An 18,327-nucleotide genomic window follows, 5' to 3' on the forward strand; every position below is an offset into this window, starting at 1 on the left:
GATGTTGCACCAGTTTATGAACGGATATTCCTAATAATTCCGCCCCTTTTGACTCACTAATAATATCTTCGGCAATTGCTCGATAAACAAGCTGTTCAAAAAGATGTGTTTTTTCATCAGGATAGGGCTTATCAGGCTCTTGTTTGTGCCAGCCTTTTTGACGAAAACGAATACTTTGGTTTTTGTGGTAACTATCTGTAATAATATGCAAATCTTTCACACGATACAAAATGGCTGACATTGAAATACCATATTCATGTTTTAAAAAACTCAATTCGTTGGGGGTAATTTTGGTGCGTTTTTCTCCCCATTCTTGAATTAAACTTTCTTTGGGCAATAGAAATGCCCCTGCAAAGCGATTGCAAGCTTTTTCTATGTCCATATCTTTGGGTAAGCGTTTATCTAGCACCAAATGACCTAATTCATGAGCCAAAGTAAAACGTTGTCGGTCGCCTGTCCAATGAGATGAGATAACAATAATAGGAATGTCATTAATCATCGCTTGCAAACCGTCAAATTTATTATTATGGTTATCAACATCACTAATAATGACAATAATGCCCAATGATTCCAAAAAATCAATCATGTTAGGAATGGGATTGATACCAAGTTTCCAATAATCTCGAAGTTCATTGGCGATTATCTCTATGTCGTCCATGGTTGTTATGGGCTTGGAAAAGTCATAATCTAACTGATAAGTAGTTATGGGGAAATTAAGCCAAAGCTCTTTTAGGTGCAACCAGCGTTCAGCTTGGTTGGTAACATCAATGGTAATTTTTTTGAGCAATAGTGCAGGGGTGTTGGCTTTTTTGCGATACTCCACCTGCTTTAATTCTACTTGCACAGGGCGAAACAAAAAAGCCATATCCACATCTAGTGCATGAACAAGGCGAAGTAGCACATCAGATGACGGCATACTTTGGTTATGTTCGTACTTTTTTATCATATTGGCACTTAGCCCAACTTTGCTTGCCAATGCTTGCATGGATAGGTCTTGAGCTTTGCGTGCCATGTGCAGACGAGTGCCTATCATAACTTTTTCCTAGTATAAAATGGTTTATAAATTTAAATAAATTATCATCATTATAAACCAAAAACACCGCCCAATCAAATTGAGCGGTGTTCTTTTATTTTTTCAGTATTTACCAATCAAAGATTATTTATCATCTTTAACTTCGGTAAACTCAGCATCTACCACGCCGTCATCGGCAGGTTTGGCTTGCTGTGCTTGACCTGCGTCCGCACCTGCACCAGCTTGCTCTTGGCTATAAATCTTGGTACCAATTGGTAAGAATGCGTTATCAAGGGCTTCTAGCTTGGCTTTGATTGCGTCCACGTCATCTTCTTTGGTCGCAAGTTCTAGCTCGCTGATGGCTGTTTCTACCGCTTGTTTTTCTTCATCGGTCGCTTTATCGCCATTTTCTTTTAGGGCTTTTTGCACCGCACCGATACGACCGTCTGCTTCGTTACGCACGTTGGCAAGCTCAGCAAACTTCTTATCCGCTTCGGCATTGGCTTCGGCATCACGCACCATTTGTTCAATCTCTTCGTCCGTCAAACCGCTGTCGGCTTTGATTTGGATAGATTGTGATTTGCCCGTTCCCTTATCCTTAGCAGAGATGTTCATGATACCGTCTGCGTTGATGTCAAAGGTAACTTCAATCTGTGGCACGCCACGGGGTGCAGGCGGAATGTCGGTTAGGTCAAAGTTGCCCAAAAGTTTGTTTTGGTTAGCAATCTTACGCTCGCCTTGATACACCTGAATGCTTACGGCTGGTTGGTTGTCGGCGGCGGTTGAGAATACTTGTGATTTTTTGGTAGGAATCATCGTGTTTTTCTCAATGATTGCCGTCATCACGCCACCCATGGTCTCAATGCCTAAGGTTAGCGGAGTTACGTCAAGTAGCAACACGTCTTTTTTGTCGCCAGAGAGTACCGCACCTTGGATAGCAGCACCGATTGCCACCGCTTCATCAGGGTTCACGTCTTTGCGTGGCTCTTTACCAAAAAATTCTTGCACTTTTTGCTGAACCAGTGGCATACGGCTTTGACCGCCGACCAAGATCACGTCATCAATGTCGCTAGCCGATAGACCAGCATCTTCTAGGGCGATTTTACATGGAGCAATCGTACGAGCCACCAGCTCTTCGGTCAAGGCTTCTAGTTTGGCACGGCTGATTGTTACCACCAAGTGCTTAGGGCCTGTGGCGTCTGCGGTGATGTACGGCAAGTTCACTTCGGTAGAGGTTGAGCTTGACAGTTCAATTTTGGCTTTTTCGGCAGCTTCTTTTAGGCGTTGCATGGCTAGTGGGTCGCCTTTTAGATTGACGTTTTGCTCTTTTTTGAACTCGTCCACAAGGTAGTCAATCAAAGCAATATCAAAGTCTTCACCGCCTAGGAACGTATCGCCGTTGGTAGATAGCACTTCAAACTGCTGTTCGCCGTCCACGTCCGCAATCTCAATGATAGACACGTCAAACGTACCACCACCCAAGTCATACACAGCAATGGTGCGGTCGCCTTCTTTTTTGTCAAGACCAAAGGCAAGGGCGGCAGCGGTTGGCTCGTTGATGATACGCTTAACATCAAGCCCTGCGATACGTCCTGCGTCTTTTGTGGCTTGACGCTGAGCATCGTTAAAGTAAGCAGGGACGGTAACGACCGCTTCGGTAACACTCTCGCCCAAATAATCTTCGGCGGTTTTTTTCATTTTTTTCAAAACTTCGGCAGAGATTTGTGGCGGTGCTTGTTTTTTACCGTTCACTTCTACCCACGCATCGCCATTGTCGGCTTTGACGATTTTGTAAGGCACAAGACCGATGTCTTTTTGAACCGCTTCTTCGTCATAACGGCGACCGATAAGACGTTTTACGGCAAATAGGGTGTTTTGTGGGTTGGTAACTGCTTGGCGTTTGGCAGATTGACCGACTAGGGTCTCACCGTCTTTGAATGCCACGATAGAAGGCGTGGTTCTGGCACCTTCGCTGTTTTCAATTACTTTGACGTTGCCATTTTCTAGGACTGCCACACAAGAGTTGGTTGTACCTAAGTCAATACCGATAACTTTACCCATAATTTTTCTCCGATTTATTCAGTTAATTTTTGACAAATTTGCAAAACAGTTTTGTCAAACTTGCCTGTTATATTTGTGTCAAATTTGTATTTTCAAGAGAAAATTTGACAAATTTTTAAAAATTTTTTATAAAAATTTTGTTTTAAGCCATTGAAATTTAGAACAAAATCCATAGGCTATCATAAAAATTTCGCCCATGTGTTTTTATGCTTATCCAACTTGAGTAAGTTGTAATTCACCCAAGTTTTAAGCATAAATCAAACGTTCAAGGACGGGATTAAGCTCCCACCAATACCATCGCAGGACGAATGGAGCGTTCATTTAGCGTGTAGCCTTTTTGCAGTACTTGTCCAATGGTGTCTTTGTCGGCATCAGGGAAAATGCCAACCGCTTCGTGCAAATCAGGATTGAAACTCTCACCCACTTCGCCCACGGCAACCACGCCATTGCGCTCTAGGACGCTAAGCAAAGATTTGTGGGTCAAGCGCAAGCCTTCTAGAACGCTCTCGTCTGCCCCTGCTTGCTCGCTGGCTTGTAAACCACGCTCCAAGTTATCCACCACGTCCAATAGCTCTTTGGCGAACTTTTGTAGGGCGAATTTTTTGGCTTTATCGGTTTCTTGCTCCATACGGCGTTGGGCGTTGTAGCTCTCGGCATTGGCACGGGCTGCCGCGTCTTTGGCTTCTTTGACTTGGGCTTCTAATTCGGCAATTTTGGCGGTCAATTCGCAAGTTTCGCCTGAGGTCTGCTCGGTGGTTGTGGTCTCTTCGTTAGTGATGTCTTGAGTTTGTTCGGTCATGGTTGTCCTGCCTGTGAAAAGATATAACAATAAAATCCTTATCTTGATAAAGGCTTTTGGGTGTTTTTCAAGGGGCGTGGGATAAATTTGCCAAAAATTGGTGAAAATATAGCAGTTTAGCGGCCTTTGAGGTCTTGAGATAGGCGTGTGATGATAGTGCCGACATGGTCGGCGTCGAGATTATCAATTAGATGCACCTGTGCGGCGGGGTGTTCGGTCTTGACGATATCAAACAAGCGCTCGCCTAGGGTGAGATAGTGCAGGTGTGGAGCGTATGGATTGTTGAGACTTTGCCAATGCTCAAATGCCATCTGGCTGGCGATGAGCATAAATACGGGCGTGCGTCTCGCCATCGCATCATCGATGAGTGGTGCGATAGTATGATGGTTGTTGATCAGATCATGTGGGGCGGTGCGTTCGTACCATTCGATGGCATCTATCTGCACGCCGCGGCCGATTAGATCGTCATGTAGCAGCCTGCGCCCACCCACGCCGCGCCAGATCATGACCTGATCGCCTGATGTGAGGCGCTGGATGACATCAAGTGCCAGCATGCCTTCGTTATTGGCGGTGGCAGGCAGAATCACTGTAAAGCCAAAGTCTATTAGAGCTTTGGCGGTCGCACTTCCCACGGCGATGACAATGCATTCTGATAATATTGTCAGGTCTTTAGCGGTATTATAGCCTTGATTTTGCAGATAACGAATGGCGCGCTTGGCAGACTCTGCGCTGGTGACGATTAGGACTTTATATGGGTTGGTATGACAAAATCTGCCCATCATCGCTTGCTCACCTGCTGTCAGTGATAAATCATTGATGGCAAGCAAGGGCAGATTTGCCACACGCACGTCCAAGCGATTGAGCGCATCACTTCGGTGCGTGGGGCGGGTGTTGATGAACAGAGTGTCAGCCATTGTTTTGATAGACTTCTTTTAGAATCTGATCGGCACCTTGAGATAGTAGGTCTTGGGCGATTTGCTTGCCTAGGTTCTCGGCATTTTGTTCATCATCCGCGCCGTGCGTTAGGGTGATGGCGTTTTGAGATTTTAGTAGTGTCTTACCATCGATGCTACCCACTCGGCCGCGAAGGCTGAGCGTGTTGCCATCGATGGTGGCAAAGCCTGCGATCGGTACTTGGCACCCGCCTTCTAGCGTCTTGTTCATCGCGCGTTCTGCGATCACACACAGGCGTGTGGGGAGGTGGTTTAGCGGCGCCAATAATTGCAAAATCGTCTCGTCATCCGCTCGGCATTCGATCGCCAATGCCCCTTGACCCACGGCGGGCAGGCTAAGCTCATCATCGAGCTCATGACGGATGCGCTCGCCCAAGCCTAGGCGTTCTAGTCCGCTGGTCGCCAAAATGATGGCGTCGTATTCGCCAGCATCGAGCTTCGATAGGCGGGTGCCGACATTGCCGCGCAGGGATTTGATGGTTAGGCTGCCCTTGGCGTGAGCGATTTGGCATTCGCGGCGCAGGCTTGATGTGCCTAGAACTGCGCCGTCAGGTAGCTCGTCGAGGCTGGCATAGCGGTTCGATACGAAGGCATCTGTTGGCGCGTGACGTTCTAGATAGGCACCTAATGTCAGCCCTTCTGGCAGAACCATCGGTACGTCTTTTAGGGAGTGCACAGCAATGTCGGCGCGTTTTTCGTATAGGGCGTTTTCGAGTTCTTTGACGAATAGACCTTTACCGCCAATCTTGGCAAGCGGGGTGTCTAGGATTTTATCGCCCTTGGTAACCATCTCAAGCAGCTCCACTTTCATCGTAGGGTAAAGCTTCTCAAGGGTGTCTTTGACAAAATTCGCCTGCCATAGCGCAAGTGGGCTTTGGCGTGTGGCGATGGTTAGGGTGGCAGGGATGTTAAGTGCGGTTGTCATGATTTTTCATTTTTCCGTGGGGTTATTTGGTTGGCTATATTTAATCACATTAATCAGCTTTGGGCAAATGCTGACCTATTTTAGGTCGCCTTGGCTGTTTTTAGCTTATCACGCAGGGCTGGTAGGCAGCGCCTTGAGATATCAAGTGGTTCGTCGATGCCGTATAAATACAGCTGATGACCATCATCGTTCGTGATGGCGCGGATGTGTGAGACGCCTACTAAGGTGTTACGATGAATACGTATCAGCTTGGTGGGGTATAGAGACTCTAGGGATTTTAGGGTGTCGTCGGTGAATGTGACGCCGTAGCGATGGCGAATCTTGGTGTATTTTTGCTCGGCTTGGCAATAAAAAATATCATCAATAAAAATCCGCTCATCGCCGCGATGGTTGCGCACCATGATGTACTCGTGCGATTGGCGCTGCGCTAGAGTGGGCTGTATGCAGCGCTCGATGATGTCTGCCATGCAGGGAAGTTCGTGCTCCCTATACGCGTGAACGCCCTGCACGCCAAGCGATAAGAGATCCATGGGCATGCTGCCATCTTGACTTAACAGCACAATGGCAGGGCGCAGCTTTCTATGATAGTGCTCGATGAATTTATTGGCAAAGAGTGTGGTGGGTGCTGTGGAGACGTCAAGAATGATGATGACAGGCTGGTTCAGTCTGCATGATGTGATCGTATCTGCAAGTGTGTCAGTATGAATGAGCGTGTGTGAGCCATCGCCATCCGCCAGGGATTGCCGAACATGGTCTATCAGCGCGCGATGATTGCTAAATAATAAAATCTGCATGGCAAAACTTGCGAATAATTTACAAGCATCATAGCATTTTTGTGATAATTTTCCCATCTTTGGCGCGGTTTTGGGGGTGGGCTGTGTTATAATTCATGAGATTTTAGACTGAATATAGGTGCTATGATGACCAATAATACACACAATGATCAAGCCACCGCCCAAATGTGGGGCGGACGCTTTACCGAAGCCACCGACCGTTTTGTCGCCGAATTTACCGCCTCGGTTAATTTTGACAAACGCATGGCAAATCAAGACATACAAGGCTCTATCGCCCACGCCACCATGCTCGGGCAGTGCGGTATCATCACCGCCGATGAGAGCCGTCAAATCGTGGATGGACTGACCCAAATCAAAGGCGAGATTGAGCGTGGCGAATTTGAATGGCGTGTGGAGCTAGAAGACGTTCATATGAATGTGGAGAGTCGTCTGACCGCTCTGATTGGCGATGTCGGCAAAAAACTGCACACAGGGCGTAGCCGTAATGACCAAGTGGCGACCGACATTCGTCTGTATCTAAGAGACGAGACCGACAAAATCATCGCTTTAATTGGCAAATTACAAAATGGTCTGCTTGATTTGGCAAGCAAACACACCACGACCATCATGCCGGGTTTTACGCATTTGCAGACCGCCCAGCCTGTGAGCTTTGCTCATCATGTCATGGCGTGGTTTGAGATGCTCTGCCGTGACAGCGAGCGTTTTGCCCAAACTCGCACTCGCATTAACCAAATGCCACTAGGCTCGGCAGCCTTGGCAGGGACAACTTATCCCATTGACCGCACAATCACCGCTCGTCTGCTTGGCTTTGACGGCATTTGTGAAAACTCGCTAGATGCGGTGTCTGACCGTGATTTTGCCATTGAATTTACCGCCAACGCCAGCATTTTGATGATGCACCTATCTCGCATGAGCGAAGAGTTGATTTTGTGGATGTCGGCACAGTTTGGCTTTATTCATATTCCTGACCGCTTTTGCACGGGTTCATCTATCATGCCCCAAAAGAAAAATCCTGACGTGCCAGAGCTTGTGCGTGGCAAGACCGCTCGTGTGTTCGGACAGCTCACAACCCTGCTTACGCTCATGAAAAATCAGCCCCTAGCGTACAATAAGGACAACCAAGAAGACAAAGAGCCACTCTTTGACTGTGTGGACACGCTGACAGGCTCACTCATCGCTTTTGCCGATATGCTCCCAAACATCACGCCAAATGCAGAAAATATGCGTACCGCCACGATGAAAGGCTATGCCACAGCGACTGATTTGGCGGATTATCTCGTCAAAAAGGGCTTGCCGTTTCGTGATGCTCATGAAGTGGTCGGGAGTGCGGTGGCGTTAGGCGTAGCAAAAGGCGTGGATTTGAGCGAGCTAAGCCTTGATGAATTAAAGGGGTTTAGTCCGCTCATCGGCGATGATGTGTTTGAGTGTTTAACCTTAGAAGGCTCGCTAAACGCTCGTAATCATATCGGGGGTACTGCCCCAGAGCAGGTGATAAAAGCGATTGAGCAGGGGCGTGGGAAAATTAAAGGTTAATTAAAGCGTGATTGATAAAACCCAATGTGCAGACATTGGGTTTTTGTTTGGTAGATTATTGACGTAGGCATATGTGGTGATTGGATCTAGACACTAAGTTAATAAACTGTTAATTAGGATGGGTCTTGTCATTGCATCTAAATTTTTATAAACTAAAAACTCATTATTGACAACCCCAAATCTGCCCCCACATTTGTTATAATACCTTTTTATCATTTGGAAGCACCATGGAAATCTTTAACCCTAAAGCCAATCTTGTGATGTGCCGTAAATACAAACAAGAATTACCCAAACTACCCAACCCTCCTTTTCCTAATGCCAAAGGGCAAGAGATTCAAGACACCGTCTCTGCTAAGGCATGGGGCGAGTGGCTAGAGCTACAAACCATGCTCATCAACGAAAAACACCTGAGCATGGTGGATAAAGAAGCCAAAAAATTCATCGCCGAACAGCGCGAACTATTCCTAGACAATGGCGACTACGAACGCCCAGCGGGCTATAAGCCGAAGGCGGATGCGTAATGCTTGGTGTGACTGGCGTGTATGAGCCGATATTGGTGGGTGATGATCGCCCTGATGTATTGGCAGAGTATCCTAGCGTCCATGTTCAGCCTGTGGCGTGGGGCGAGATGGATGGCTTTCACCACCTAAATAATGTGGTATTCTACCGCTATGCCGAGTCGGCGCGCATCAGCTATTTGCGTGCGTCTGGGCTGGTCAAGACGCGTACGGATATCTCGACCATCTTGGCGGCGAACAGCTGTCAGTACAAATGCCCCGTCACTTATCCAGATACATTGCTCGTCGGTGTGCGTATTGAGAACTTGGGTACGACAAGCGTGGTGTTCGAGCATGCTTATTATAGCACCGCTCAAGACACCATCGTGGCGACAGCCGAGGCGGTGATGGTGCGCGCTGATGAACATGGCGTAAAGCAAGCGTGGACGGACAGTGAGCGAGCAGCCTTTGCTAAGTTTGAAGGTCGTGAGTTGTAAATCTATATAATACAAAATAAAAAAACCTCGAAATTCATCGAGGTTTTTTTATGTCCTATGACATCACTCAGACAATGCGTCCAATAGACGGGTGTGAATGCTCTCAAAGCCACCATTTGACATGATGATGATGGCATCGCCTGCTTTGGCGTTTGCTTTTAGGTGGGCGATGATGTCATCTGTGCTGGTTAATACTTGTTGGTTTGGCGCGCTGCCAATGGCATCAGCCAAGCCCCATGCCAAATTGGCAGGCTCATACCACAGCGCAAAGTCAGCGATCGACGCCGATGGCGCAAGGTGTTCACGGTGACTGCCTAGCTTCATGGTGTTGGAGCGTGGCTCGATGACCGCCCAAATTCTACGACCTTGCAGCATTTTTTTGGCGCCGTCTAGTGTGGTGGTGATGGCAGTGGGGTGGTGTGCAAAGTCATCAAAGACCAGAATATCACCAACATCGCCGATCAGCTCCATGCGTCTTTTGATGCCGCCAAAGTTCGACAACGCTTCACACGCGGTCGCAACGCTTACGCCCACATGATGAGCGGCACTGATGGCAACCAGTGCATTATTGACATTATGCAGGCCGCTCATGCCCCAATTTACTTGGGCGTTATCGCCTGCGATGGCCACATTGAATGATGAGCCGTCTTCTTTTAATAGCTGTGCCTTATGATCGCCATCATCGCCTAGAGACGTGCGTACTACAGGCGTCCATGCACCCATCTTTAAAGTATCTTCTAGGCTTTGGGTGTTGGCAGGCATGATGATCTGACCCTTGGCAGGAATCATGCGAATCATGTGGTGGAATTGGGTTTGGATTGCCTTTAGATCTGGGAAGATGTCAGCGTGATCGTATTCTAGGTTATTTAAGATGGCGGTCGTCGGGCGATAATGCACAAACTTAGAACGCTTGTCAAAAAATGCCGAATCATATTCGTCCGCTTCGATGACAAAATAATCTTTACCCAGGTGCGAGCTGTGCTTAAAGGCATCTTGCAGGCGCGCATCATCACTGCTAACTTGTGGTACACCACCAATCAAAAATCCCGTATCAATGCCAGCATATTGCAGAATCCATGACAGCATGGTTGTGGTCGTGGTTTTGCCGTGTGTGCCTGCCACCGCCAAGACGTGACGATGCTGTAGGACATGCTCGGCTAAGAACTGTGGTCCTGACGTGTAGGGCAGGCGTACGTTTAGCATGTATTCAACCGCATCCATGCCGCGCTTGCAGGCATTGCCCACGATGACAAGATCTGGCGCAGGTTGTAGGTGTTCAGCCTTATAACCTTCTAAAATCTCAACGCCGGCGTTATGTAGTTGGGTGCTCATCGGCGGATAGATGGCGGTGTCCGAACCTGTCACAGTGTGACCCAGATCGCGTGCCAATAGGGCGAGCGAGCCCATGAAAGTACCACAAATACCTAAAATATGAACGTGCATGAAATAACCTTTTTATAATAAATCGATCAAGGGCGATGTTTAAGAATCTTGGTGAGCTGCACCAATAAAATCACCAAAATAACAACAAACAGAATCAGCGTCTGCATGGGAATGGATAGACCTAGGAATGTCCAATCAATGAGTGCGCATTCGCCTGAGCCTTTTAACACCTGCTCAAAGACCTGCATTATAGGCAGCGTCTCCACCCAGTAGTTCAGTCCCGGTCCGCAGGCAGGCACTTCATCGGCAGGCAGATGCTGCAGCCACACATGACGAGCAGCGACGCCTGCACCCCATAGCGTACCTAATAGCGAACCTAGCCATAATGTCAGGCGAAAACCTTTGCCTTTGGGGTTAAAAATCAGCCCCAAGAATGCAAATAAGCCCATTGCCCACAGCCCAATCCGCTGAAAAATACACAAAGGACACGGGTCAAGCCCAAGGGTGTTTTGAAGGTAGCCGACGGCAAATAGACTGCCTACCACACAGATGAATACCAAGAAGGCGTTGATTTGACGATAAGTCATAAAACTCTCAAAAATGATGAATTACTGGCGATAGCTTTGGATATAGTCATAGAATGACAGCGTATCCGCCTGCTCAATGTAGGCCTGCTCTTGGATGGAGTCTTTGGCGACTTTGGCAAAATGCGCTTCGTTCTCTTGGCTTAGCGCGTGATTGAGCAGGTCGTTTTGGTGTTTCTTGGCGAGCAGTTTGCCCAATGCCCACGTGCTACCAAGTCTGCGACTGTCAGTCTCGATTTGGGCGGAGAGCGTAAACTCTGGGTTGGTCGCCTTGCCTTGCATCATCGCCAAGGCTTCGCGATAGGCATTGCCACCATGATGGTCATCAAAGGCATCAGCGATGATCTGCATGTTGGTTAGGTGCTTGACGATCCAGTCATGCAGATACATGTCGCCGATCTCGGTGTTGATGACCAGATCTGTATTGCGCCCATGATTGACCACGGTGTCGATGTTGGCTTGTAGGCGTTTTTCTTCATCTTTATATAGGGCAGGCGAGTCAAGCAGTAGGCAGTACACCGCCAGCACTTCTAGGAAGCACGCCGTCTGTACGCGAATGCCAATGTCGCTATAAGGGTCTAAGTCGATGGCACGGAATTCAACATAAGCGATGCCGCGATCAGCCAAGGCGGCGGTTGGTGTTTCGCCTGATTTGGTGATTTGTTTTGGGCGAATCGGGCTGTAGAATTCGTTCTCGATTTGAAGGATGTGGTCGTTAATCTGGATGGGATTGCCGTCCTTGTCATCAACACCGATGTCGCTAAAGTCTTTAAATGGCGTACCGATCGCCGCGCGTAGCCCTTTGATGTACTCGTTTAGGTCGTTGTATTCGATGTTTAAGTCTTCTTGGACGCTGTTGGTGTAGCCAAGCTTGCCCATGCGAAGGCTTGTCCCGTGTGGCTGATAGTAGGTGCAGCTGCCATCTGACAGCGGCACAAGGTGATGCTCGCGTCCCTTGATGAACGACGCACACACCGCAGGGCTTGCTCCCAGTAGATACAGCACAAGTGGAGTTAGGCGCTTGAAGTTACGAATCAGAGCAAGATATTTGTCATTTTTGAAGGAGGTGAAATCCTGATCGCCTGAATGCTTAAACCATCTGTCAAACAAGTCATCGCCGATGGATAAGTTGTAGTGCAGCCCTGCGATGGTCTGCATTTTGCGACCATAACGAACCCCAAGCCCAGAGCGGTACAGGGTTTTTAGCTTGCCGATGTTGGATGTGCCATAGTCGGCCAGTGGAATGTCTTCATCATTGTCTGCGGTCATGCACGGCATGGACAGCGGCCACATCAGCTCATCGCCCAATGAGCGGTGCACGAGCACATGCAGCTCTCTTAGCATGTCCAAGGCTTCTTTGATTGATGAAAAAGGCTTGGTGATGAGCTCAAGTAAATTCTCAGAATAGTCGGTCGTGATGTAGGGATGGGTTAGCTTTGAGCCTAGATCGGCGGGGTGCGGCGTCCTGGCGGCATAGCCATCAGGGCGCATGCGCAAGCCTTCTTTTTCGATGCCGCGCTTCATGCCTGCGACCAGATCAGAGCTGAACCATTCGGGCAGGCGAAATTGCTGTGTTTTCATAATTAAGTCCCGTACTTGCCTAATTTTTGCTTATTGTAAGGCGTATCGATGTATTTGAATGTGCTAATTTTGCATAACTAACCATGCCATAACGTGTCTGGCGGTGTTTTGTCTATTATAAGCCTAAGGGCGAATAATGGCAAAGAAAATCCGATGCTTGGCGTTTTTTCATCCCAAAAATTCTGCTATACTAGACTAATTTTGTGTATTTTGAATTTTTTAAGGTGTCCCATGTCAAATTTCCTGCCCCCTGCCGAACAACTTGAACTACTAAAACGTGGCGTGGTTGAGATTTATTCCGAAGAAGATTTGTTAAAAAAACTCGCCAAAGGTCGCCCCTTGCGTATCAAACTTGGCATGGATCCTACCGCCCCTGATTTGCATTTTGGGCATACGGTGGTGCTGAATAAACTGCGTGCTTTTCAAGAATTGGGGCATGAAGTGTTGTTTTTGATTGGCGACTACACCGCTCGCATTGGCGACCCGTCTGGCAAAAACGCCACTCGCCCACCGCTATCAGAAGAGCAGGTCAAGGCAAATGCCGAAACCTACGCCAAGCAAGTCTTTAAAATCCTAGACAAAGACAAAACGACCATTATGTTCAACTCCGACTGGTTTGGCAAGATGAGTGCAGGGGATATGATTGCCCTAGCCAGCCAGCTGACTGTGTCTCGTATGTTAGAGCGTGATGACTTTTCAAAACGCTACAACAGCCAAACCCCAATCGCCATTCATGAATTTTTGTACCCACTCGTGCAAGGCTATGACAGCATTGCCATGGAAGCTGATGTGGAGATTGGCGGAACTGACCAGACCTTTAACGTGCTTATGGGACGTACCCTGCAAGGTCGTTACGGCAAAGAGCCACAGGTGTGCCTGACCATGCCTCTTTTGGAAGGCTTAGACGGTGTACAAAAAATGTCCAAATCGCTTGGCAACTACATTGGCATTGACGAACCTGCTGGCGTGATGTATCAAAAAATCCTATCCATGCCCGACACGCTCATCGCTCGCTATTTTGAGCTTTTGAGCTTTAAACCGATGAGTGAAGTGAACGCTTTGCTTGATGAAATGGCAAACGGTCGCAATCCCCAAGAATTAAAGAAAATCCTAGCCCATGAGTTGATTGAGCGTTTTCATGACAAAGAGTCTGCCGACAACGCCCACCGCTCGGCAGGCAACCGCTTGGCGGACGGGGAGTTGCCCATTGATTTGCCCGAAGTGTCGCTCACGCTTGACGGTGCGGACAAACTCTTTATCACCCAAGTGCTAAATCAAGCCAGCCTTGCCAAAAATTCCGCCCAAGCCAAAGACATGCTCTCTCGTGGGGCAGTCAAAGTGGACGGACAAGTCGTGGACGCAAGTTTTGCCCTAAGCGTGGGACAGACGGTGGTGATACAGGCAGGGAAAAAGGCGTATGCCAGAGTAAGCGTTGCATAATGAACCCAACCAAGGTGATTCTGTCATCTTGGTTGTTTTTATTGAATAGAGAATTAGGTCATGAAAAAAATACTGTTGGCGATGACTCTGGCGATGGCGACCACAATGGGTGTGGCAGCGAATGATGCACATGCTCAAAGTTTCTCATCAAGCCAAATGCAGCAAACCAAAGTGCGAGATCTGAGCTTTAAGAGCATCATGCGTGCGCTATACGCAGGAAAAATGCTAGGTAATGCGTACATTGCTGATGATGAGTTAAGCCAATTTCCAAATGTTGTACTAGACGAAACTTCCGAAATTGGCGAGAGTGTCGTTGCACTGATGCATCCTGTCATTGAATATGAAAATCAAGATGGGCAAAAGCGTTATCTAATCGCGATTGAAAAGCCGTCATTCGATGAAGATGGCAATTTGGTTGCTTGTCATGTCTGCGATGCGTCTGTGGATTTATATATTTTTAAGGAATCGCCTTTGGGTGGTTATGAGTTGGTCAGTAGAACGCCAGATGGGTATGATGGTATGGGAGGCAGCTGGGGTCGCTCTAGCTTTAACAGCGAAGATATTGCAGGCACCATACAGCCACTGGGAAAATCACTGATGGGTTCTTTGATGAATCTGGGTTATTGTAGTACTGGGGTTTGTGAGTCTGTATGGTTGGCACTACACCTTCTAGAGTCTAATTATATTGGCGCTTATTATGTTGGGGATGGCGGTACTGACACCAGCGGCATCTATGGCGAGGACAACCCTTTGGCATATAGCTATGAGAGCACACCTAGTGTTGTAAATAATGGTGCGACATATTATCCGATCCGTTTGCATTTTGTGGGTGACATGCCAATCGATGAGAGTGGCGAGCAGATCAATTATGTCGACTTTAGCCAAGAGCTGCTATTTAACCCAATCGCCAAAGAATACCAATAATCATGAAAAAAATTTACCTTATCCGCCACGCTCAGAGTGAGTCCAACGCCCGCCTTGCCATTCGTCCAAACCCCGTGATCAATCTGACCGATGTCGGCAGAATGGAGGCCGAAGAGCTCTCCGAATGGCTAAGCGTTAATATTCAGCAGCCGATCGATGGTGTGTTCACGTCCCACTATGTACGTACGGCACAGACTGCCGCGCCGTTTTTGGCACAGCTTGGCAGCACGGCAAAGGTGATCGAGGCGCTGCATGAGTTTGATTATTTGGACTTTGATCGCATTAAGGATTTGTCCTTTGAGGACTTGATTGCCACGGCGGAAGATTTTTGGCAGCAGGGTGATACGTCCTATCAGGATGGCACAGCAGAAGATACCTATGAGCGGTTCGTGGAGCGAGTGCGTACGGTACGCCAGATGTTCGATGAGCTGCCAGATGGTAACTACGTTGTATTTACCCACGGTATGTGGATTGGTATGTTGATGTGGCAGATCATTCATGGCGATGGTACGCGCATGATGGACATGCCTGCTTTTCGTGCGTATGAGCTTGCCATTCGGCCAAAAAATTGCGAAGTCTATCTGCTAACAGATGCCCAAGGCTTGCAGTCAGTGGCGAAGGTTCGGGTGCGTGATGAATAAGGTTCAGACGGGCATCTATCGTCACTATAAGGGCAATCTGTACCAAGTCCTGCACACCGCAAAGCATAGCGAGACCGAAGAGCGTCTTGTGGTATATCGGGCGCTGTATGGTGACTATGGTGTGTGGGTGCGACCTGCCAATATGTTTCACGAGATGGTGAATGTCGATGGGCAAGATGTGCCACGATTTGAGCTGATTAAGGGGATAACCTCTTGAAACTTTTGCAATTACCGTCTGATCTGATGCTATCGCATGATGGCGTACGACTAGAGTTATTGGATTGTCGTCATGAGGCTGATTTGGTGCAGGCGTGCCAAGATGGCAATCTGTGGGAGCTGCTTTATACCAGCGCGCCAAGCCCTGATAAAGTTCATGAATACATCGCTACGGCTCATGCGATGACGGATAGAGTTGCCTTTGCAGTCATCGATGAGACCACAGGGCACGCGATTGGCAGTACGAGTTATCATGATATTTTGCCACATTGCCTACGCCTTGAGATTGGCTATACTTGGTATGCCAAGAGTTATTGGCGCACGCGCGTGAACACTGCCTGTAAGTTTCTGCTGATGAGGTATGCCTTTGAGGTGTTGTCTTATCAGACGGTTGCGCTTAGAACCAGCAGCTTAAACGCACGTTCACAGGCGGCAATTGAGCGACTAGGTGTCAAAAAAGACGGCATCATTCGCAATCAACGCACTACCCAAGACGGCATCATTTGTGATACGGTGATGTACAGCATCACAGCGGATGAATGGCCAAACGTTAAACATAACTTACAACAAAAGATGCAGCAGCACCAAGGACAACATGACTGATTTTAAGACACAAGACCTCATTGTAGGCACGGGCAAAGCCGCTGAACGTGGCGCATTAATCACCGCTCATTATACGGGCTATCTGGCGGATGGCACGGTGTTTGATTCATCGCACAGTCGAGGACAGCCATTCGAGTGCGTCATCGGTACGGGGCGAGTGATTAAGGGGTGGGATCTGGGCGTATTGGGCAGTGAGATCGGTACAAAGCTCGTTCAAAAGTGGGGTACTGAGCTTGAGCTGCCAGCATTCGATACAATGAAAGTCGGTGGCAAAAGACAGCTTTTCGTGCCTGCACGCCTTGGCTATGGCGAGCGTGCAGTGGGGAAGATTCCACCGAATTCGGATCTAACCTTTGAGATTGAGCTTATCGATGTGAAAACGCGCGATTAAGAGCCGTCTAGGCTAAGCTGTTCTCGCACGCCAAAAAAGTCCAGCTCTGCTTGCTGTCTTTGGCGGCGCGCATCCATGAGCTTGCGTTGTCGTCTGATGATTCGGTTTAGGATTCGGTGCTTGTCATCGTCCCCAAGGGTGTGCCACGTCTGCCGTTCTGTGCGATTGCGCAGACAGCCGATGCAGTAGCCTTTCTTGTTCATCTGGCAGACACCAATGCATGGGCTGTCGATGTCGAACAATTCAAATTGCGACATAAAAAACCGTGACAAAAATATTACTATAACGATTTTTTGTTGATTAATCAATACTTTGTCTGTACAAATACAGGAAATCCCATGACCATCATTTACCTGCACGGGCTAGATGCCGATCCTAACGCCAACAAAGCTGTCATCACCGCCAATCATGCCAAAGCGCTCGGGATAGACACGCTGCGCCCTGATTTAAACTGTCCGCCTGATGACGTGGTTGCCAAAATTTTGGCATTGCTACAAGACAATCCGAATGCCGTGCTGGTTGGCTCGTCTTTGGGCGGGTATTTTGCCACGCTTTTATCCGACATGACAGGCACGCCTGCGGTGCTGTTAAATCCAAGCATACGCCCTGATTTGAGCTTTACCCGATTTTTAACGGATAATTTTGACGGACAAACGCTCGCAGATGATGCCGTCATCTACACCACGACAGGCGGCTGGCAAATTTGCTATGGGGATTTGGCGTGGTTTGAAAAGCACCGTTTGACCACCAAAAATCCCCACAAAATCAAAGTCCTGTTAAAAATGGGTGATGAGTTATTAGACGCCCACGCCACAAAAGCATTTTTTGAAAGTTGTGGGGCGGACATTGTCGCCCAAGACGGGGGCGACCATAGAGTGAGTGATTATGATGAGCAGGTGAGATTGGTACTTGAATGGGTTAGGACGTTTAACTAATCCCCTTCTTCGTTCTCGTCCAGCATTCTGGGTCTTCTTGCCAGTCCACGCTCTCACCACGGCGTATTGCACTCATCATCTCGTGCGTTTCTTCTCGTAAGTCCTTGATAAGGTTCATCATTTCATCATTATCATAGACCGACACGGCAGGGTCATACAGATAGGACGCACGCCCCAGATGATGACGTTCACGGGCTTCATAGAACTTGGACAGCTCACGGGCTTTATCACGGGGCAGACCAAGCTGTTCTAGCACAATGCGACCGCTACGAATGGCAGAATCGGCTGTCTCTCTGATGATATAATTCGCCCCAGCATGGTGCAAATCAAAAGTATGGCGAGCGTCATACGCCCGAGCTAAAATCGTCAAATGCGGATAATGACGGCGAACAAAATGGATAATATCGGTGGACGCTTGTTCATTGACAAGGCAGATGACGAGCATTTTGGCGTTTTTTAGCCCGATACTTTTTAGCATGTCGGGTCGTGTGGCGTCGCCATAATAGGTCTGTATGCCAAATTTGGCGAGCCCTTCAATCATCTCCACATGGTTGTCAA

Annotated in this window: 21 protein-coding genes; 10 read left to right on the plus strand and 11 right to left on the minus strand. The window is 48.1% G+C overall.

Features of this window, described 5'->3' with window-relative positions:
- The 6 genes from GY683_RS07535 to GY683_RS07560 form a co-directional block, all read right to left on the minus strand.
- The coding region (locus tag GY683_RS07535) for an XRE family transcriptional regulator (protein WP_297288147.1) at positions 1-1,033 on the minus strand (1,033 nt) is incomplete at its 3' end.
- A gap of 123 nt (positions 1,034-1,156) precedes the next feature.
- Entirely contained in the window at positions 1,157-3,073 is a 1,917-nt protein-coding gene (dnaK, locus tag GY683_RS07540) for a molecular chaperone DnaK (protein ID WP_297288148.1), read from the minus strand.
- 277 nt (positions 3,074-3,350) lie between these two features.
- On the minus strand, positions 3,351-3,872 hold the full coding sequence (grpE, locus tag GY683_RS07545) for a nucleotide exchange factor GrpE (protein WP_297288149.1): 522 nt from the start codon (positions 3,870-3,872) through the stop codon (positions 3,351-3,353).
- A gap of 116 nt (positions 3,873-3,988) precedes the next feature.
- On the minus strand, positions 3,989-4,786 hold the full coding sequence (locus GY683_RS07550) for a uroporphyrinogen-III synthase (protein ID WP_297288150.1): 798 nt from the start codon (positions 4,784-4,786) through the stop codon (positions 3,989-3,991).
- Positions 4,779-5,750 (minus strand): hydroxymethylbilane synthase, encoded by a 972-nt coding sequence (gene hemC / locus GY683_RS07555; protein WP_297288151.1) that lies wholly within the window; start codon positions 5,748-5,750, stop codon positions 4,779-4,781. The genes GY683_RS07550 and hemC overlap by 8 nt, the downstream gene beginning before the upstream one ends.
- Positions 5,751-5,830: 80 nt before the next feature.
- Entirely contained in the window at positions 5,831-6,601 is a 771-nt protein-coding gene (locus GY683_RS07560) for a LytTR family DNA-binding domain-containing protein (protein WP_297288152.1), read from the minus strand.
- 108 nt (positions 6,602-6,709) lie between these two features.
- On the opposite strand from GY683_RS07560, the gene argH reads away from it, so the two are divergent.
- The 3 genes from argH (at position 6,710) to GY683_RS07575 (ending at position 9,071) form a co-directional block, all read left to right on the plus strand.
- Positions 6,710-8,077: an argininosuccinate lyase gene (gene argH / locus GY683_RS07565; RefSeq protein WP_297288165.1), complete on the plus strand. Its 1,368-nt coding sequence runs from the start codon at positions 6,710-6,712 to the stop codon at positions 8,075-8,077.
- 227 nt (positions 8,078-8,304) lie between these two features.
- Positions 8,305-8,598 carry an oxidative damage protection protein gene (locus tag GY683_RS07570; RefSeq protein ID WP_036363899.1) on the plus strand — a complete coding sequence of 98 codons (294 nt, stop codon included), beginning with the start codon at positions 8,305-8,307 and terminating at the stop codon, positions 8,596-8,598.
- A complete protein-coding gene (locus GY683_RS07575) occupies positions 8,598-9,071 on the plus strand; it encodes a thioesterase family protein (RefSeq protein WP_297288153.1) in 474 nt (157 codons plus the stop codon). Before GY683_RS07570 ends, GY683_RS07575 begins: the two co-directional genes overlap by 1 nt.
- 63 nt (positions 9,072-9,134) lie before the next feature.
- On the opposite strand, the gene mpl is transcribed toward GY683_RS07575, so the two are convergent.
- Genes mpl through gshA form a run of 3 tightly spaced genes read right to left on the minus strand, consistent with a single transcriptional unit; the run spans position 9,135 to position 12,619 of the window.
- Positions 9,135-10,514: a UDP-N-acetylmuramate:L-alanyl-gamma-D-glutamyl-meso-diaminopimelate ligase gene (mpl, locus tag GY683_RS07580; protein WP_297288154.1), complete on the minus strand. Its 1,380-nt coding sequence runs from the start codon at positions 10,512-10,514 to the stop codon at positions 9,135-9,137.
- A 26-nt stretch (positions 10,515-10,540) separates the two neighbouring features.
- Positions 10,541-11,041 (minus strand): disulfide bond formation protein B, encoded by a 501-nt coding sequence (locus GY683_RS07585; RefSeq protein WP_297288155.1) that lies wholly within the window; start codon positions 11,039-11,041, stop codon positions 10,541-10,543.
- A gap of 21 nt (positions 11,042-11,062) precedes the next feature.
- Positions 11,063-12,619: a glutamate--cysteine ligase gene (gene gshA, locus GY683_RS07590; protein ID WP_297288156.1), complete on the minus strand. Its 1,557-nt coding sequence runs from the start codon at positions 12,617-12,619 to the stop codon at positions 11,063-11,065.
- A 231-nt stretch (positions 12,620-12,850) separates the two neighbouring features.
- Here gshA and tyrS point away from each other — a divergent pair, with 231 nt between their 5' ends.
- The 6 genes from tyrS to GY683_RS07620 are packed head-to-tail and all read left to right on the plus strand — an operon-like array spanning position 12,851 to position 16,834.
- The gene (tyrS, locus tag GY683_RS07595; protein WP_297288157.1) at positions 12,851-14,059 is read left to right on the plus strand and encodes a tyrosine--tRNA ligase; all 1,209 of its coding nucleotides are present in this window, start codon (positions 12,851-12,853) and stop codon (positions 14,057-14,059) included.
- Between the two features lie 60 nt (positions 14,060-14,119).
- Positions 14,120-14,983 (plus strand): hypothetical protein, encoded by an 864-nt coding sequence (locus GY683_RS07600; protein WP_297288158.1) that lies wholly within the window; start codon positions 14,120-14,122, stop codon positions 14,981-14,983.
- Between the two features lie 2 nt (positions 14,984-14,985).
- Positions 14,986-15,624: a histidine phosphatase family protein gene (locus GY683_RS07605; RefSeq protein WP_297288159.1), complete on the plus strand. Its 639-nt coding sequence runs from the start codon at positions 14,986-14,988 to the stop codon at positions 15,622-15,624.
- The gene (locus GY683_RS07610) at positions 15,617-15,841 is read left to right on the plus strand and encodes a DUF1653 domain-containing protein (protein ID WP_297288160.1); all 225 of its coding nucleotides are present in this window, start codon (positions 15,617-15,619) and stop codon (positions 15,839-15,841) included. Before GY683_RS07605 ends, GY683_RS07610 begins: the two co-directional genes overlap by 8 nt.
- Complete coding sequence (locus GY683_RS07615; RefSeq protein WP_297288161.1) at positions 15,838-16,443, plus strand: GNAT family protein; 606 nt, start codon at positions 15,838-15,840, stop codon at positions 16,441-16,443. Before GY683_RS07610 ends, GY683_RS07615 begins: the two co-directional genes overlap by 4 nt.
- Positions 16,436-16,834 carry an FKBP-type peptidyl-prolyl cis-trans isomerase gene (locus GY683_RS07620; protein ID WP_297288162.1) on the plus strand — a complete coding sequence of 133 codons (399 nt, stop codon included), beginning with the start codon at positions 16,436-16,438 and terminating at the stop codon, positions 16,832-16,834. Before GY683_RS07615 ends, GY683_RS07620 begins: the two co-directional genes overlap by 8 nt.
- Here the strand turns inward: GY683_RS07620 and GY683_RS07625 are convergent.
- Positions 16,831-17,091: a DUF1289 domain-containing protein gene (locus tag GY683_RS07625; RefSeq protein WP_036366917.1), complete on the minus strand. Its 261-nt coding sequence runs from the start codon at positions 17,089-17,091 to the stop codon at positions 16,831-16,833. The two genes, GY683_RS07620 and GY683_RS07625, sit on opposite strands and share 4 nt — an antisense overlap.
- An 81-nt stretch (positions 17,092-17,172) precedes the next feature.
- On the opposite strand from GY683_RS07625, the gene GY683_RS07630 reads away from it, so the two are divergent.
- Entirely contained in the window at positions 17,173-17,769 is a 597-nt protein-coding gene (locus GY683_RS07630) for a YqiA/YcfP family alpha/beta fold hydrolase (protein WP_297288163.1), read from the plus strand.
- Here GY683_RS07630 and GY683_RS07635 read toward each other — a convergent pair.
- The coding region (locus GY683_RS07635) for an NAD-binding protein (protein ID WP_297288164.1) at positions 17,762-18,327 on the minus strand (566 nt) is incomplete at its 5' end. The genes GY683_RS07630 and GY683_RS07635 overlap by 8 nt on opposite strands.

This window comes from Moraxella sp. (assembly GCF_024227015.1).
Lineage (GTDB): Bacteria > Pseudomonadota > Gammaproteobacteria > Pseudomonadales > Moraxellaceae > Moraxella.

Bases quoted from the DNA above. Each gene is read 5' to 3' on its own strand.
- GY683_RS07550 (WP_297288150.1), bottom strand. From the start codon at position 4,786: ATGGCTGACACTCTGTTCATCAACACCCGCCCCACGCACCGAAGTGAT.
- argH (WP_297288165.1), top strand. From the start codon at position 6,710: ATGTGGGGCGGACGCTTTACCGAAGCCACCGACCGTTTTGTCGCCGAA.
- tyrS (WP_297288157.1), top strand. From the start codon at position 12,851: ATGTCAAATTTCCTGCCCCCTGCCGAACAACTTGAACTACTAAAACGT.
- GY683_RS07625 (WP_036366917.1), bottom strand. From the start codon at position 17,091: ATGTCGCAATTTGAATTGTTCGACATCGACAGCCCATGCATTGGTGTC.
- dnaK (WP_297288148.1), bottom strand. From the start codon at position 3,073: ATGGGTAAAGTTATCGGTATTGACTTAGGTACAACCAACTCTTGTGTG.
- grpE (WP_297288149.1), bottom strand. From the start codon at position 3,872: ATGACCGAACAAACTCAAGACATCACTAACGAAGAGACCACAACCACC.
- GY683_RS07605 (WP_297288159.1), top strand. From the start codon at position 14,986: ATGAAAAAAATTTACCTTATCCGCCACGCTCAGAGTGAGTCCAACGCC.
- hemC (WP_297288151.1), bottom strand. From the start codon at position 5,750: ATGACAACCGCACTTAACATCCCTGCCACCCTAACCATCGCCACACGC.
- gshA (WP_297288156.1), bottom strand. From the start codon at position 12,619: ATGAAAACACAGCAATTTCGCCTGCCCGAATGGTTCAGCTCTGATCTG.
- GY683_RS07620 (WP_297288162.1), top strand. From the start codon at position 16,436: ATGACTGATTTTAAGACACAAGACCTCATTGTAGGCACGGGCAAAGCC.
- GY683_RS07560 (WP_297288152.1), bottom strand. From the start codon at position 6,601: ATGGGAAAATTATCACAAAAATGCTATGATGCTTGTAAATTATTCGCA.
- GY683_RS07585 (WP_297288155.1), bottom strand. From the start codon at position 11,041: ATGACTTATCGTCAAATCAACGCCTTCTTGGTATTCATCTGTGTGGTA.
- GY683_RS07610 (WP_297288160.1), top strand. From the start codon at position 15,617: ATGAATAAGGTTCAGACGGGCATCTATCGTCACTATAAGGGCAATCTG.
- GY683_RS07575 (WP_297288153.1), top strand. From the start codon at position 8,598: ATGCTTGGTGTGACTGGCGTGTATGAGCCGATATTGGTGGGTGATGAT.
- mpl (WP_297288154.1), bottom strand. From the start codon at position 10,514: ATGCACGTTCATATTTTAGGTATTTGTGGTACTTTCATGGGCTCGCTC.
- GY683_RS07600 (WP_297288158.1), top strand. From the start codon at position 14,120: ATGAAAAAAATACTGTTGGCGATGACTCTGGCGATGGCGACCACAATG.
- GY683_RS07570 (WP_036363899.1), top strand. From the start codon at position 8,305: ATGGAAATCTTTAACCCTAAAGCCAATCTTGTGATGTGCCGTAAATAC.
- GY683_RS07630 (WP_297288163.1), top strand. From the start codon at position 17,173: ATGACCATCATTTACCTGCACGGGCTAGATGCCGATCCTAACGCCAAC.